The sequence below is a fragment of the Pontibacillus sp. HN14 genome, assembly GCF_021129245.1.
In the GTDB taxonomy this organism is placed as follows: Bacteria; Bacillota; Bacilli; order Bacillales; family BH030062; genus Pontibacillus.
Genome location: NZ_JAJOLR010000013.1, coordinates 1 through 15,530, shown reverse-complemented (window position 1 = coordinate 15,530; position 15,530 = coordinate 1). Strand labels below are relative to the sequence as shown.

The window sequence follows — 15,530 nt, the reverse complement described above, 5'->3', positions numbered from 1 at the left end:
TACCATATTTCATTAGACTCGTTTTTCTTCTCCCTTACGAAACCGAGACACCTCTTCTGTCTTTCCTTTTCCATTCATCTCTAAAATCTTAGCGTACAGTTCCATAAACAAATTAGTATTCAATTCCTTAACCGATTCCACATCCCATGGTCCCTCATCACTTTCCACCTGACTCTTTACATTCAACCCACTCGCAATTACCTTTGCTATATATTCGTTCTGATTCTTATTAAAAAATAACTTAGATGGATCAACGTCTATCCCTTTACTCCTTAATAATTTAGTCATATCTAATACACTCATCTGATCGTGTATCTCGCCATCTTCTTCAAGTTTCTGTATCTTTTCAATATCCTCCTGATTAATCCCCTCTTCATTCCGTAACCGTTCCGTCGATTCTTCTTGTAACTCTTCAATCTCACCCAAACTCAATACACGCAACGTTATATAATCCTCAATCGTCTCTAAATATACGTCCTTTTCCATACTCGACTTCTTCAATAGCTTACTCTTTGTTAAACCCATCCTTATCGTCCCCTTTTGTTTTGTTATTGTTTAAATAAGTAACCCCCTCTAACGTCTTTAGAGAGGGTTACTATTACCACCTGTATCTATGCTTTCTTTTATCTTTAGGAGTCATCGAATTAGTAGGATTCAACCCCGTTTTCGACTCTACAATAAATATCTGTTCGTACTTTCGTAGAATCACTTAACGTCACATCCCCAGGCAAAGCTTTCATGTTAATCTCTTGTTTCGCTCGATCTCGATTCGATACACTATGTTTCGGATTCTGTATATAAACCCGAGGTATCTCAATTTCTACTTTACCTTCTACACCTCTATCCAACGTATACTTCACACTAAACTGCTTAACTCCGTTCTTATCACCACCGCCAGTCGAATTACCCCAGAACTTCTCTAACTCTTTCGTATTATTAAATCTCAGCGTATGCTTGAACGTAGTTGCCCTCTCTCCGCCTTCTATATAAACTGGTAACCTATTATTCATCCCATATCCGTCCATATCCGTGTTGTTCGATATATCAATAGATAAACTATCAATCTCCGCAGACACGTCCTTACCATCTACTTCAACCTTAACCTCGTGAAACATAATCGGTTTCTCTGTATAAGTGATTAATTCATCCCGATTTTTTAAAACCGCCTTCTCATCCTTCGCACCATTCACATTTCCCGTAAATGATGCTCGACCTTTTTTATCAACGCTCAACGAAATCTGATCCAAAACCAGTCCTCTATAAACCATCTCAGTGTGATCTAATCCACCTCTCGCAACAAAACTAGGTAAAGCGTAATCATTCACACCATAAAAGTTGTGCACCATACTCTCACTATCTAATGCATAACCTCCTAAACCCCACTTCAGAAAGTATCCTATCGTATTCACATCCGTAGCGTACCCAATCGATCCACTTACTGCATAGGCTGCTTCCCTTACTTCCTCGTTCACTCGATCATACCCCTGCGGTACTTCTTCTACCGTATCGCCCGTAACATTAATATCAAACGTAGCAAAAGGTAAATGAACTACTGCCTCCGGTGCTGGATCCTGCATATACTCCGTTTCTTCCGCTATACCTACATACCTTAATCGTTCCGCCATTCCAATCTCTCCTCACATAATTTAATAAACATTACCTATATACATCTCAACTCGTAATCGACTTAACGCCCCATACTTGTCATTCTCCTCAATCTTCAACCCACTATCTCCAATACTATCTGGCCTTACATCCCTCACATCATCACCAAACAACTCTTGCCATTCATTCAAAATTAATGATCGAGCTGCTTCTACAATCCCCTGCGCTCTGATCCTTGCTCCCAATTCGTCATAATCCAAATCCTTCACAATGCTTATAAAGTTTATATAAAACACGTACTTAAACTCATCGAATGCCTCAACTTCAGTCTCAAACCCATCCAAATGCATAACCAAAAGAGGATTATATACCCTACTCTTTGTTCTAAACCCACTGACAAACGTTTCAACCTCTTCTAAAACATGTCCCTCGGATCCTTTTATCTCTTCTTGTAACCTATTAAATGTCCCTCTCATCACACTCTCATAGGCTTCCATAAACCGTTTTCCAAAATCCACATCCCTCACCTCACATCAACATTGCTAAAGCGTCCTTTAAATACTTATCCGCACCACTTTCAGCTTTTTTAAATCCTCTATCTACAAACTTATTCTCAGGTACAGCGCTACTCCTATATGTAAACACCGTCCCACTTCCACTACTAAATGCCATCAATTGCCCTTCAATCGCTTTTCTTCCCTCATAAACAAACTGAGCATATTCAACGTCATTCTTAAACGTAATGTTTTGGCCATCATATTTAACCTTGTTATTCTTCTTCAAATTTCCACTCGACACAGGTGTCTCTTTATCCACCTCGTCTTTTAAATTATCCGCAAACAACTCAAACGCTTTATAAATACTCAACTGCATATTACTCGTTAAGTTACTTACCTCTTGTTCTTCTAAACCAGTAATCTTTATCTTTATCAAATCATTCAACTAAACCACCTCACGTCTCCTATCTCTACACTCAACACCGTGTCAGAAATAGCTCGACCTACACTCTGTCTCACATTCAAATCATCTCCAGCTAACCTTACACTCCCATCCGTTCCTAACACATACTCTTCTCCAACAGATAATCCATCCAACTGTTTATTAAATCCTCCGTTATACACCCGTACCAATTCACCTGCATAAACGTCTTCATTAATAAATCCAATCACTACTCGTTCATCCGTTTCATCTGCCAAACGTACCCGACTTTCATTACCTTCCTTATACACGTTTACAAATACACCAGCCGTTAAATCCTCACTCGCTTCAACCAAAGCAAATAAATCATTACTCTCCAATTTACTCTCTCCAACATCTTGTTCTCTCTTATCACCACTCGTGCTAAACACATGAAAACTAACTTTTCGAGGGAAAATCTCCAGATCTCTTCTTATCTCTTTACTAAACACCCTATCCGTTACGACTATATTGTTAAAATCTTGTATATCCGTTACCAATTTATCTCTTCTTATCTGCGCCTGCCCTAACATATTTGCTACCAATCGTATCGCAATAAAATGTATCCCCTCTGGTACACTCTCTCTCAATCCCTCTTTAACTTCTTTCACATAGTTACGTCTCCGATCATGATTAATAAAGTCTTTCGCATACCTCAACATCGACTCTACAAACATTTCTAATTCTTCCTCAGACATATCGTTATCCAATGTATTTAATCGTATCCCCGTATAAAACATTACTTCCTTCACGCTTCCATAGTAATTCTTATCCCGGCCTTTCCACACATAGGTCACATACACCCCTCCTATCCCTCTGGTTCCCTTATCTTATTTGTTAGGGTCTAATTCATACTGTCCGTTTGAACGATTTCTGTGTAGGAGTCCAACTACTAAATAGGAATTAAAAAGAAGACTACAGATTACTAAACCTGTAGTCTTCTTTCACCATTTTCATATTATTCAGCTGGAGCGTTAGGCGCTTGCGTATCCGGTAAAATACAAGATACAGCGTTCTCATCTTCAAAGTTGACACCAAACGTAAAGTTAGTTCCAATCTTCCATCCTCGGTTAAACTCACGCTGCGTTTCTAAAGTAATATTATTAATTTGAAAAAGATGTGCAAAGTTAGATTTTAAACTAAATAAAATCGCTTTCTCATCATTTGGTGCATCATATAAAGACTCTACATCAATTAGCTTATAACCTTTATATGTTGTCTCATCCATCTCACCTGTCAAATACTTATCAGCTAAAAGTGAATCTTTAGTTTCTATAATGTAGTCCTCATACATTTCCTTATACTCATTTGGTAAATAAATCGCATAACTCTTTTTATTTTTACGTCTATAAGGTGCTTCAATCGTCTTAACCAACTTAGCTATAGCGTTAAATACACCTTCTTCAGTTGATAAATCAACATCAGCTGCTACTTTAGTATCTGCACTATCTTTCCCGTACAAAATGTTCCCCTTTGGTACAAAATTTAAATACCCATCAATTAACCCCATATTCGGTTTTCCACTCACATACTCACCTTGAACAGAATAAACAGAAGCAGATTCAACTTCTTCCAATACCTTTTCATAGAGTTTCTGCTCTAAAAACGCTACAAGATCTTCCTCAGTACCTAAAGAGTCAATCTCATCATCTGTAACCATAACTTCTGCCTTAAATCTAGAACCTCTAATCTTATTAGTATGTGTATTAAAATCTGTATAATCTTCTTCCTTTACTTTTCCATCTTGACCTCGGAAACCCGTTAATACACGTTTTCCTCTAAAATCAATTCGATCAATATCTTTTTCATTAGAACTAGTTAAATACTGTCTACCATTGTGTAGAATATCGTGTCTAAAAATAGCGTGTTCAATTAAACTCTTTCCCTTTTCCGTAGGTACTGTCAAAGTACCTAACCTACCTACCTCACTCTTCTTTGCTGTAATCTTACCAATCGCTTCACCTAAACGCTCATCTGCTGTTTTTGCAAACATACTAATCTCTCCTTTATATTTTTTATAATTAATTAATTAACCTTCCATATGCATCTCTCTTAACAAGAGGTTCTGCACGCTTACTCTTTGTAACTACTTGCTCTTCACTAACATCAAGGCTTTTAGACTTATTCGCCATCGCCTTTACTAAATTCAACAAATCTTCCTTGCTTACTTCGTCATCTTTACTTTTATTAGAAACTTTTTCCATCTCTTCAGATGTCTCGTTTCCTTCTTTTTCTTCCTCTTTCTGCTCTTCTACTACACCTTCACTTTTTTCTTCTTGTTTACCTTCTGCTTCCTTAACCTTTCCTTCTTCTCCAATCTGTTTAATCCTCTCATCAATTAAAGCGTTCAACTCTTCATTTGTCATATCAAACTCTACCTCCTCTTTTTTATAAACCTCTTCTTTCTTGGTCCAACTCAACCAATCAACAAACTTTGTGAACATCTCTTTTAAACCACCTATGTTATCCGTATCAGAGATTTCCTCTTGCTCATCTCGAACACTTACACCCTCCTGCTTTATTGAAAAGAACATACTTAGGGATTGCGCTGGATTTTTGACTAATGAAACCAAAGGAACGATCCAATCATCACTCAAATCAGATAAAAGTATATCCTCACTTCTCTTACTTTTAACTGCCATTTTCTCTTCAATGTTATTAAAGTCTTCCTCTCCAACTGCACTTATCGATAACCCTCTCACATAACCATTTAATATTTGCTCCCACACATCATCATCATTAATACGTAATACAAGTACCCAAGTACCCTTTGGTAAAATAACCTTTTCATCTTCTTTAACAAGAAATGTTACCTCTTCATCTTCCTTAAGTAAGTAACTTTCAACTACTTCTATATCCTTTATCTTCTTAAAGTTGTGATGTTGATCAATCATTTGATACCTACTATTAAACTTGTATGCTACTTCCTCAATCTTCTCTTTTGTCACCACCTCACCATAACTATCCTTCACTCCTGGTACCATGGATGCACAGGTTACAACCCTTTTCACATCATCAAACGTACTAACCAAAGCAGTTAAATCCATATCAAACATCTCCTTTTTGTTCAGTTGAAATTAATAAGGCTAGTGAAATTAAAATAAATTTAATCTCACTAGCTCTCACATCACGTATTTTTTATTTTCCTTTTCTAACCACACTGCTGCTAATCAACTTCCCTTCTATATAAAAAGCGTTTAAATCTTCAACGTAATCTTCACTCACATCACTCAAATTAAACTTATTAGCAAAACGATTCCGTAGTTCTAAGGGAGAAATCGCCCCACTTTTTACCAACTCCTTTCCAATCTCTAAATCAGCCTTGTCATCGTCCCTCTCAAACGTGTTTAACTTAACCTTAAAGTCAAACCCAGCACTCTTTAAAAAGCTATTTAACAACCCCTCATATTGCTTCTGTCTAGGTCTAACAACACCATCTCGATAGTTAGCTAAACTCTCCTCAACCGTACTTCCTCCTAAATTACCAATCTCAGCTATCCCAAGACGATAAGGCGAAACTCGATGAGCTGCTAAAATATCATTCCTATCTGCTTCCCTAGTCAACGTGAAATCTTGTTCCTTCGTATCCGTTACCAAAGGAGTTACATTAATTTCTACATCAGTACCTCCAATACCAATTACCATTGATCCGGCTTGAGTCCCTTTCTTATCCCTAAACTCCTTTTCTAACTCATTCACTAAACTATACTTCTTCCCATCTTTTCCTTCTATCTCATCTTCATAGTTACCACTCACCGTTATTAACATGTCAGGCTTCCCAAAGCTCTCATAGAAAGATAATCTATACTTCTCATTCAAAACAGCTGATGTAATCGATCCAATCGCTCCAGCAATGTCAGGTTCACCATAAACAGAATCATTAGGACTATAATTACTAAACATTACAATCCTATTTGCCTTCCTAAACTCTTCCCCTTTAAAACGATTCGAATAGTCCCACTTACCAGTCTGAAAGTCTAAATCCATACTAGGATAGTTTGTATTCCAATCCCCAAAATAAATAACTTTATTTGCTACCATCTGCACATATTTATCTCGATCCCTATGCGCTCTAACCGTATAGGACGGAACATGATTAAAATCTATAACCTTATTATCCTCATCCAATATCACTTCCATCGCTCCAAAACCAACTGCACCAAAATCGATTTCTGCGTTCTTTATAACCTCTCCTATATTCAAACTCTCCAAATACTCCTCTGCTTCTTTTCGTCTGCTTTCCATCTTCGTTATATCCTCATCGTTCCCCGCATCAATCTCCTTTAAAGTAAATCCATAGCTTGATACATCCGTTGCCTTTGTCTTCACACACGTTGCATGATAAATATTCTTACTCAACAACTCTCTAGTCAATTCAGGTGGATACGTAGGCTCTATCGCCCCCATGTTCCCATACTCATTTTCAAATCGATCATGTACAATCTTAGACCGATCTACCCTATAATCATCCAAAACACTTTTTGTTACCCATTCGCCTCTATCCGTCACTACAAAACTTCTACTCATAAATCTCTTCCCCCAATACTTATTCTTGTCTTTTTCATCTGTTCTCCAAATGCTATTTCTAATATCATGGCCACGACATCCGGTATATCCTTAGTTGGATAATTAGGATACTGCGTCACCTCAGTCACAAAATCATCAGTAAAATGCTTATATCTAGGAATAACAACTTTCCCTTCCCTATACATCACACTACTCTCATCGATCCGAACATCTTTATCACCAGTAGGATTTACACCAATAATATCCATATCTGTCATCTCTACACCATCCCTATAAATTCGATCTTTCTTATCCCTTCTACGATCAAATTCATAACGCTGTACTAAACCCTGACCCAATTGTTTATCCTCTACAATCACCTTTGGTTTCTTATCAGCGTACTTTAAATACATCTTTTCAAATTCATCACGCAATTCCGTGTAACTAGGACGGTCTCTATACTGGTCCAACAAAAACAACTGTTCATTTTTCTTTCCCCAAACCTGTCCTACAGCGCAATCTCCATTTTCTGTCTTCTTACCATTTGTATCCCAACCAATGTAATACTCTTCAAACTCATCAGGCTCTACATCATAATAAATAAAATATTCCTTCTTAAAGACATCCCCATCATCTGCCAAAGGATTCCCCTGCATAAGCGAATTAAATACTTTATTACTAACTTGCTTCCTCATACCTTCCGCCCATACTTCGTCCTTACCAATCTCAGGGAATAACGCCTCTCCGGGCTTCCTTCCTAATACATCTCCTTCTTCTGCCAACAAAGGAATATGTATATGCAACCAATCATGGTTTTCCCTAGCTAACTGCCTTCCTATTAAATCATCCTCTGTCCAACGTGTATGAATAACGACTATACGTACATCCCCACCCAATCGCATTAAAATAACAGATTCAAAGTTAGAAATTATATCTTTTTTCTTCTGACCTTTAATCGCTTCTTTCATATTCTTGTAAGGATCATCTACTATAATTAAATCTCCCGGACTTCCGTTTAAACCACTATCAATCGTCTTCGATAGTAATCCAGTCCTTCCATCATCCAGTTTCCAATTCGTTTTTGAAGACGTAGACTTACTCATCTTCGTTCCAAATAAATCCTCACCATATTGCTGTATCTTACTCCTATTGTTTTCTCCAAACCTCTCTACCAATTCCTTACCATACCCAGTCACCATAGCTGACTTACCAGGATTCTTTTGTATAAAATAACTTGGAAATGTTTCTGTCCAAAATACACTCTTTCCATGCTGAGGTGGTACATCAATCAAAACTTTCTTCACCTCTCCAGATATCAACTTATCCGCAATGTCACCAAAGTAATAATGATGTTTCCCTAATTTCACGTCCATTTTGTCCTTATGCGTATACAAAAAATAATACAAAAATTGCTCCCTAGCTAAACTCTTCATTATTTCATCTTTTTTTAACTGGTTATATAACTCTGCTTTACTCAAACTCAATTCTCATCACCCCATTACACAACTATTTAAACCCCATCCTGCTACTCTTCTCACTCTCTAACCTTTTCTCTTCCTTCAACTTCTTTCGCCCTATATACTCCTCATACACCCTCTTATCTTCCTCATCCCTTACATCCTTTATCGCTACAACTAAATTCACCCATCCAGCTATACCAAAAAACCCTACACCTATTAACAAAACGAATCCTACCATTAGCAATACCATCACATTCACCACCTTTGATTAATAATTATCATCAATCCACTTCATCCTCTCTTCTGGACTCATACCTTTAATATCTTCAGCAATTTCATCAGCTAATTCTTCTAACTTAGTTTTTTCATCATTTCCATCATTCGTGACTTGATTCGTAGTCCTATAAATTTCAGGTTTATGACTAATCAAATAAAATTTCAGCGCTTGCATATCACCCTCATCACATTTCATTAACAGCCTATTTACTACCATCTTAGTTGTCCTATTGCGAGCTTGTACTATGCACCTAGAAAGTCTAGAGTCATACATCTTCCATTGATAAACCAGATCATCTGACACACCCAAAGTCTCAGACAAATGCTTTATACTACCACCCAACTCCCTTAAATCATGTTCCAATCCCTCATAATCGTCGAATACAGACACTTCAAAATACTTTAATCCTAACTTAGGTATATCAACATCACTTATATGCCCATATCCATCCCTATGCTTTGCTTCTATCCAATTCAAAACTCTCGTTATAGGTGCTTTCGTCTTATACATATCTAATAAAAGTTCCTTTAACGCTTCTTCATCTTCCAACTCAATCCCATTTCCATTAACGTAACTATCAAAGTGATCTTCTAACTCTTCTTTACTTAGTCCACCTTTATTTGCCACATCGTCTCCTCCTTCCTCTCTCGTTCTCCTTCTCATCCTTAGGCGCTTCACTCTGCTAAGGCACTAAATGATTAAAACAAAAATAAAAACACTTGCAATTTATATTCAGTTTTATTAACCCTTTACGTTTACATATTTTTATACTTATCCTTATCCCAAATCCTTTGTTCAACATGTTCCTAGTACGTATACAACTCTGTATACACATAAATATAAGTCTGGTTGGTCTGTTCTGTCTCCTTATCCTTATTTTTATTGTTAAGGTGTTACTTCACACTGTACTTTAGAGTTGATTTTGTTAAGGAACTGTCCTAGTAAGGATAGCTGCAATGTTTATGATGACTATTAAAACAGCTAACTACTGTAAATAAAATTGGATCCCAATCCATACACCTATAAAAATCCGCCCGATGCATACCTAACTCTCTGCACACACCCGATATACTTCCTCCTTCAATCAATTGATCTCGAATAAAATTCCTTTTATTATATATCCCACTTTTTAAATACCTATCATTCTCCGTTTCGCACCCTTTCAGCCCGTCCAGATCACTAAATCTCAACTCCTCCTCAATCTTATCCTTGCTAAATCTATTCACAACTGTCACCTCCTACTTGCCAGGACGGCCCGGCGAAATTTGTCGTTTAATATTAATCTATAACACACACACACACCATCGTCCTCTTTCTTACGCGCTTTAATTCGCTAAGGTGTTAAAGTGTTGCGTTAAATAAAAAAGAGAGTTATACTCTCTCCTTTATCAATTCTTCCAAACGTTCTAAATGTAAAAACCTATTAAACAGTTCCGATTTACACCTATACGCTTCCGACATTACGTAGCTCGAATCCGTCTCTTCTAGAATTTCGTCCAAAATTTCCTCTACTTTATACAATTCTTCTTTCAACATATCCAATATAAAATTATCAATTTTAACCCAAAATTTTGATATACAAACGTGCAGTTTACCTAAAAACTTCTCTTCTTCACTTAAAAATTCTCTAATCATTTCCACCTTAATCATTTCCATTTCCCCATCTCCTTTTTATCCTTTTATCTTTCTATCCCCCACTGTCCATTAGAGTCATAGACCCCCAGGGAAACATAAATAAAGAGGACACCTATTCACAGGTATCCTCTCTACACACACTAATATTTAATTAAAGTTCCGTAACGCTGATTACCTTACTAAACAAAATATCCTCTCCTCGATATTCAAACGTTTTTCCACTTTTCTCAAGTTCGTCCATCTTATCCATCGGATTGTAGTTACCCTCTATGATCGTACTCTCTACACCTTCACCGTAATAAAAGTACATCAAATATCTACTTCCCATTCTGATCGTCCCCTCTCATTTTTGTTACGTTAAATTGATCACTTTTCCACTCTCAATCATCTCGCCTTTTCTGAACACATCTACCCTTAGTGTTAAACCCGTTTCCGTTCCCGAGTATCCTACTTCATCGTAGTCTACATAAAACCTATCCTCATCATAATCATCAAGGTATCTACCTAAAATTTTATTATTTCCTTCATTATATACATCAATTTTCACGTTCCCCGTAAACGTCTTCAGAGCAATTTCAAATTCACTCGTACTTTCAATGTTCGCTACGTTAACCACCTCTACATATGTGTCTGGTTCCGTTTCACTAAATCCATTATTCGGAAAGTTTAAATATTGAGAAGCTCTATTCCCATCGCTATCGAACACTTCTACATCTAAAAATACCTCGTCCTGACCAGAAAAAGCGTCATAATAGGATACTAAAAGTTGATCGGTAATATCCCCATCCTCATTATCACTTACCTTCAGCCCTAAATTTTGCAGATCCTGATTTGTAGGTAACGAAGTTAAAGGTAAAACACTCGAATCATACTCATTAGGCTGTACAATCACAGGGTCCGTTCCAATTTTCAGATCAAATTGCACGTCATACGACTGAATAGTACTTCCGTCTCCTACATCTTTAATATCTGCCATAACGTACTCTACATAACCCGGTGACAACCCCATATCATCTAAATTTACTACGATCTGCCCCTCTGCATCCAACGTTCCTACCGAGTATCCGTTTAAAATTAGCTCTACATCACTCCTAGTGCTTACGTAGTTAATCGTCAGCTCATTTGTTTCCCCTTCCAAACTGTAATCCTCTACACTAAATACTCTTTCTTGCCTAACCTCACCTTGAATGAAGAATAGCTGCTGTACTTCATCTTTTCCCGTCGCTTCCATCACCACATCTACAAAATAGTCCATTCCATTATTCGTTGGAAAATAATCTTTGTTTCGGAATCGAAACGGATAAACTACACTTCTATCAAAATTTGTAGGCTGAATCCCTAACTCTTCCGTTATGTCCGTTTCATCCAAGTTTCCATCCTCAACTAAACTTTCAAACAAATTATAGTCGTAGTTTAAAACTGTTCTTCCTCCTTCAAATTTCGTTTTCAATCCAACCAGAACGATCTGGCCTGATCCTTCTTCTACCTGCTTAAAGATCCTATAGGTCCCAATCAAATTTCCTTCTCCGTCCTCTAATTCAACCTCTTCATCTACACATCCTATCTCATTCACCACTAAATCTTCTACACTAAATGTAATACTGTTTCCTTCTCCTTTAGTTAAATCTCTAACTATTCCACTCTTCTTCAGCGTTATTTTATTCCCTACACCTGTGCTATCATAGTTTACCGTCAACTCTTCCGTTCCTTTATCAAATCCTACACCTCTAACCATCACACTGTTCGATGTACCACTCGTTACCTCTAACCCTTCTACTGTACTTTGTAATACACTTAAATTGCTCAGTACCGTTTTCACATCATTATTCACATTCCCGAGTCCGTCCGAAATTGTCAGAGTATTCTCTCTAATTTCTTCAATCTCTTGTACGTCTACTTCTGCCAAACTTATCTTATCCGAATCGATCTTTCCGTCCGAATCTGTTACCACTACATTTTCTCCAGACTCGTTTGCATCTCTATATACCATTCGTCCGTTTTCATCGACATACACGACATACTTTATTGCCACTTCCAGTCCCCCTTTATTTCTTTGTTATTGTAAAGACGTTATAAAATATAAAAGGAAGGGCTGGAACCCCTCCTAAATATGATTTGTTTTTGTTAACGTCTTAGTGCATACTGTGCTTTAGACTTAAAAAATGAAAGGAACTGCCATGACGAGGATTGATACAATAAAAAAAGGACCTAACTAAATGTTAGATCCCATCCACTTCTTATTATTTAAGTACCTTCACCCTCAAATTCCAATATTCGTACAAAACATCGTTCACCGGTCTATCCGTACCATTCCGTTTTAAGTAGGCCTGTAATTCCTTTACCTCAAAACCGATCAGAACGTTCAACTCACTTCCACTTACCCCTTGCCTATGCATCTTCTCTAAATCCTTCAACCGTTTCTTCTTCTCCTTTAAACAAAAATCCATCCTCGTTTCCCACTCTCTACATTTAATAAATTTAAGAGTTCTGGATGATTACCGTCTCTGTTCCCCTCTAATCCTTCTATAGATTAACGCTACAGCGAAATTAAATCTACACTACAACACTATCCTACAACTAAATACGTCATAGAGAGCGCATCATTAGGACGCGCATACCCCTACCCCTATGACTATTTATTCCTTTGTCTTAACTTCATGTATAACGTTGCTTTCGGTACACCAGTCGTTCTGACTATATCCATTATGCTCATCCCATTCGTTTCCTTTTCATCATACAACTTCAGCGCTCTTCTTATATCCTTCTCACTCCGTCCTGGCCTACCCATGTGCTTCCCCTGCTTCTTCGCCCGTTCCCTTCCTTCTTTTGTCCGTTCTCTTATTAAATCTGCTTCGAATTCACTAATCGCTCCCAACATCGTAAACATCATTTTTCCATTCGATGTACTAAAATCCAGTCCTTCTTTCAGAAAAATTATATTTACCCCTCTATTCTCTAAATCATTTGCAATACTATGCAAATCAAAAACCGATCTAGCCAGACGGTCAATTTTTGTTACAACTAACTCGTCTCCTTGATGAGGCCTTAAAAAATCTAATGCCTCTCTCAACTTCACTCGATTTTCCCTACTCGTCCCCGATACCTTTTCTACAAATATTTTTTCGCAACCAGCGTCTTCTAATAAATCCTTCTGAGTTTCCAAATCCTGTCCTATAGTCGAAACCCTTGCATATCCGATCTTCAAATTCATCAACCTCCGTCTAAAAGTTTCTTAACTTCTATACTTTAATTTTATACCGACTTATAAACCGATTGCAAGGCATTTATCCTATGTATCTAGCTTAATTTCAGATCGGTTCACAACTTAACACTTTTATACTAAGGAGTGAAAAACTTGATCTGCTTTCTTCCATAAAAAAGACACCTCAAATTCGAGGTGCCATCTCCTTATTTATATTTTCTTCAACCAAATCACCTTGAACTAAAACATAAAGTTTTCCACTTTCCAATTCTTCGTTTCTCTTTTCTAAATGTATAACTTCTTCAATAACTTTCCCTAACACCTTATTAAACTCTTCAATCGCATCGCTGTAGTTTTTTAAACTACAAGCAAATTTTAAAAGTCCAGTCTCTTCGTCATATCCATATTCAAACCCATCTTCCCATCCCTTCGGCATGTAAGAAGATGACCCAAACGGAATAAAATCACTTCTTTCAACTTCACTAAACTCTTTTATAAAATCCACTTCTGATTTCGACCAATCAAACCTGTTCTCATGCAACCTCTTTAATTCTTCCCTATATTCCTTTTTTATTATTACCTTACATCTCAATCCCGTGTACATTCCCATACCCATCTCTCCTCTTAATTCATATTTCTCCTGACAGAATCATTTAATGTTTTAGCTAATTTTTCAAACCCATTTACATCCAAATAAATTTTACTTTTAATATTAGACTCCGTTTCTAACTTAACGTCTAGCGTAAACGTATCCTTATAAACGTCTTTCTTCTTATTCAACACCACTTCTACATCTTCACCTTCTTTTAATACAACTCGGTCTGATAAAAGTTTCCTAACATCCACCTGATTATCCATCTCTTTTCTCCTCTCTTCTTTAATCACCCGTTCTCTTTCATCATGATACCTCAACGTCTTATCCAACTGATCTTTACACTTTCTGTTATACAATTCAGCCCATAAACTGTACTTTACCATCTTCATTTCCCCTTTCTTCTTATTCCCAACTGTCCTTATGCACTCAAATCTGCCTGGGATTAAACAAAAAATAAGGACTAACATAACGTTAGCCCTCAAAAGTTTTACATTTAAATTTAAAATGGAAAAATAAAAACGATGAAATTTTTATTCTTACTTCTTATTGTAAAGTTGAATAAAAGAGCGAAAGGGACATCTGCACATACAAAGGGAGTGAATTAAATGATCTACACTCTTCCTTCTATCTACACCTATACATAATACTTAATTTATACTAAATTAAATAATACCCTTCCGATCGACGCCTGCTAGTAAGGAAGGTTATTATTTAAATTACTAAAATATAACCTATTCCGTACACTTTTTCCTCCGTTTTTCCTTACTTTTTTACTACATTACAACACAAAAAGTTTACGTTTTCTGTTCCGTTTTCTTAACACACACCCTTTACAGTTACTTTTAAACATAAATAACGCACACAACCATTACGGTGTATGCGTTTAAAGTAAATTTGAAATTCTACCTATTATTTTAAAATTAGTTTGAAACATCTCGTCCTCCTATTTCCAAATTTGAAATTAGTTTGAAATCCTTCGTTATACCCGTTCCCTACACAAGGAGGAGGGAGGAGAGCGTTGTTTTATTATTAATTCTTATTTAGTAGGGCTATCTAACCCCTCCTATAAATAAATGTTTTTGTTAAGGTCTAAAGGCTATTGCCTTTATGCTCTACTTTTTAAAAGGGAGTACTTTTCCCGTTTGAGTCTTTTCCTGTTTAAAGTTTCCGAACGGATTAAACTTGCCTACATTATTATTAACCTCTTCTTTTTCTTCCACCAAGTACTCAAACGGATCTACACCTTTTTTATTGTTGTACAGTTCCACCAGCGCCAAATTATTTTTCTTTCCT

The 15,530-nt window shown here is 36.8% G+C and carries 19 protein-coding genes; all 19 read right to left on the bottom strand.

Annotated features, from left to right (window positions below; translation table 11 throughout):
• Positions 1–12 precede the first annotated feature (12 nt).
• Positions 13–525, bottom strand: a complete 513-nt coding sequence (locus LQ226_RS20665; protein ID WP_231419921.1) for a hypothetical protein — start codon at positions 523–525, stop codon at positions 13–15.
• A 119-nt stretch (positions 526–644) separates the two neighbouring features.
• The gene (locus LQ226_RS20660) at positions 645–1,625 is read right to left on the bottom strand and encodes a phage tail tube protein (protein WP_231419920.1); all 981 of its coding nucleotides are present in this window, start codon (positions 1,623–1,625) and stop codon (positions 645–647) included.
• 21 nt (positions 1,626–1,646) lie between these two features.
• Complete coding sequence (locus tag LQ226_RS20655; protein ID WP_231419919.1) at positions 1,647–2,123, bottom strand: hypothetical protein; 477 nt, start codon at positions 2,121–2,123, stop codon at positions 1,647–1,649.
• 10 nt (positions 2,124–2,133) lie between these two features.
• On the bottom strand, positions 2,134–2,547 hold the full coding sequence (locus LQ226_RS20650) for an HK97 gp10 family phage protein (protein WP_231419918.1): 414 nt from the start codon (positions 2,545–2,547) through the stop codon (positions 2,134–2,136).
• Entirely contained in the window at positions 2,544–3,359 is an 816-nt protein-coding gene (locus LQ226_RS20645; protein ID WP_231419917.1) for a hypothetical protein, read from the bottom strand. The genes LQ226_RS20650 and LQ226_RS20645 overlap by 4 nt, the downstream gene beginning before the upstream one ends.
• 161 nt (positions 3,360–3,520) lie before the next feature.
• Complete coding sequence (locus LQ226_RS20640; protein WP_231419916.1) at positions 3,521–4,555, bottom strand: hypothetical protein; 1,035 nt, start codon at positions 4,553–4,555, stop codon at positions 3,521–3,523.
• 28 nt (positions 4,556–4,583) lie between these two features.
• Positions 4,584–5,609 (bottom strand): XkdF-like putative serine protease domain-containing protein, encoded by a 1,026-nt coding sequence (locus tag LQ226_RS20635; protein ID WP_231419915.1) that lies wholly within the window; start codon positions 5,607–5,609, stop codon positions 4,584–4,586.
• 91 nt (positions 5,610–5,700) lie between these two features.
• Positions 5,701–7,089, bottom strand: a complete 1,389-nt coding sequence (locus tag LQ226_RS20630; RefSeq protein WP_231419914.1) for a phage portal protein — start codon at positions 7,087–7,089, stop codon at positions 5,701–5,703.
• Positions 7,086–8,501: a terminase large subunit domain-containing protein gene (locus tag LQ226_RS20625; protein WP_231419913.1), complete on the bottom strand. Its 1,416-nt coding sequence runs from the start codon at positions 8,499–8,501 to the stop codon at positions 7,086–7,088. The genes LQ226_RS20630 and LQ226_RS20625 overlap by 4 nt, the downstream gene beginning before the upstream one ends.
• Positions 8,502–8,574: 73 nt before the next feature.
• The gene (locus LQ226_RS20620; protein ID WP_231419912.1) at positions 8,575–8,781 is read right to left on the bottom strand and encodes a hypothetical protein; all 207 of its coding nucleotides are present in this window, start codon (positions 8,779–8,781) and stop codon (positions 8,575–8,577) included.
• Between the two features lie 15 nt (positions 8,782–8,796).
• Entirely contained in the window at positions 8,797–9,432 is a 636-nt protein-coding gene (locus LQ226_RS20615; protein WP_231419911.1) for a hypothetical protein, read from the bottom strand.
• Between the two features lie 744 nt (positions 9,433–10,176).
• Positions 10,177–10,461, bottom strand: a complete 285-nt coding sequence (locus LQ226_RS20610) for a hypothetical protein (protein ID WP_231419910.1) — start codon at positions 10,459–10,461, stop codon at positions 10,177–10,179.
• Positions 10,462–10,591: 130 nt separating this feature from the next.
• Complete coding sequence (locus LQ226_RS20605) at positions 10,592–10,768, bottom strand: hypothetical protein (RefSeq protein ID WP_231419909.1); 177 nt, start codon at positions 10,766–10,768, stop codon at positions 10,592–10,594.
• A gap of 24 nt (positions 10,769–10,792) precedes the next feature.
• Complete coding sequence (locus LQ226_RS20600) at positions 10,793–12,472, bottom strand: hypothetical protein (protein WP_231419908.1); 1,680 nt, start codon at positions 12,470–12,472, stop codon at positions 10,793–10,795.
• 208 nt (positions 12,473–12,680) lie between these two features.
• Positions 12,681–12,887: a hypothetical protein gene (locus LQ226_RS20595; protein WP_231419907.1), complete on the bottom strand. Its 207-nt coding sequence runs from the start codon at positions 12,885–12,887 to the stop codon at positions 12,681–12,683.
• Positions 12,888–13,072: 185 nt separating this feature from the next.
• Positions 13,073–13,645: a recombinase family protein gene (locus LQ226_RS20590; RefSeq protein WP_370635559.1), complete on the bottom strand. Its 573-nt coding sequence runs from the start codon at positions 13,643–13,645 to the stop codon at positions 13,073–13,075.
• A gap of 181 nt (positions 13,646–13,826) precedes the next feature.
• The gene (locus tag LQ226_RS20585; RefSeq protein ID WP_231419905.1) at positions 13,827–14,252 is read right to left on the bottom strand and encodes a hypothetical protein; all 426 of its coding nucleotides are present in this window, start codon (positions 14,250–14,252) and stop codon (positions 13,827–13,829) included.
• A gap of 14 nt (positions 14,253–14,266) precedes the next feature.
• Positions 14,267–14,620, bottom strand: coding sequence for a hypothetical protein (locus tag LQ226_RS20580; protein WP_231419904.1), 354 nt, complete (start codon positions 14,618–14,620; stop codon positions 14,267–14,269).
• Between the two features lie 729 nt (positions 14,621–15,349).
• Positions 15,350–15,530, bottom strand: a 181-nt coding sequence (locus tag LQ226_RS20575) for a hypothetical protein (RefSeq protein ID WP_231419903.1), incomplete at its 5' end; no start/stop codon positions are given.

What these genes read in the sequence shown, in the direction of transcription:
- LQ226_RS20665 (WP_231419921.1), bottom strand. Translation starts at nt 525, where the DNA reads ATGGGTTTAACAAAGAGTAAGCTATTGAAGAAGTCGAGTATGGAAAAG.
- LQ226_RS20660 (WP_231419920.1), bottom strand. Translation starts at nt 1,625, where the DNA reads ATGGCGGAACGATTAAGGTATGTAGGTATAGCGGAAGAAACGGAGTAT.
- LQ226_RS20640 (WP_231419916.1), bottom strand. Translation starts at nt 4,555, where the DNA reads ATGTTTGCAAAAACAGCAGATGAGCGTTTAGGTGAAGCGATTGGTAAG.
- LQ226_RS20635 (WP_231419915.1), bottom strand. Translation starts at nt 5,609, where the DNA reads ATGGATTTAACTGCTTTGGTTAGTACGTTTGATGATGTGAAAAGGGTT.
- LQ226_RS20630 (WP_231419914.1), bottom strand. Translation starts at nt 7,089, where the DNA reads ATGAGTAGAAGTTTTGTAGTGACGGATAGAGGCGAATGGGTAACAAAA.
- LQ226_RS20625 (WP_231419913.1), bottom strand. Translation starts at nt 8,501, where the DNA reads ATGAAGAGTTTAGCTAGGGAGCAATTTTTGTATTATTTTTTGTATACG.
- LQ226_RS20610 (WP_231419910.1), bottom strand. Translation starts at nt 10,461, where the DNA reads ATGGAAATGATTAAGGTGGAAATGATTAGAGAATTTTTAAGTGAAGAA.
- LQ226_RS20605 (WP_231419909.1), bottom strand. Translation starts at nt 10,768, where the DNA reads ATGGGAAGTAGATATTTGATGTACTTTTATTACGGTGAAGGTGTAGAG.
- LQ226_RS20595 (WP_231419907.1), bottom strand. Translation starts at nt 12,887, where the DNA reads ATGGATTTTTGTTTAAAGGAGAAGAAGAAACGGTTGAAGGATTTAGAG.
- LQ226_RS20585 (WP_231419905.1), bottom strand. Translation starts at nt 14,252, where the DNA reads ATGGGAATGTACACGGGATTGAGATGTAAGGTAATAATAAAAAAGGAA.
- LQ226_RS20580 (WP_231419904.1), bottom strand. Translation starts at nt 14,620, where the DNA reads ATGGTAAAGTACAGTTTATGGGCTGAATTGTATAACAGAAAGTGTAAA.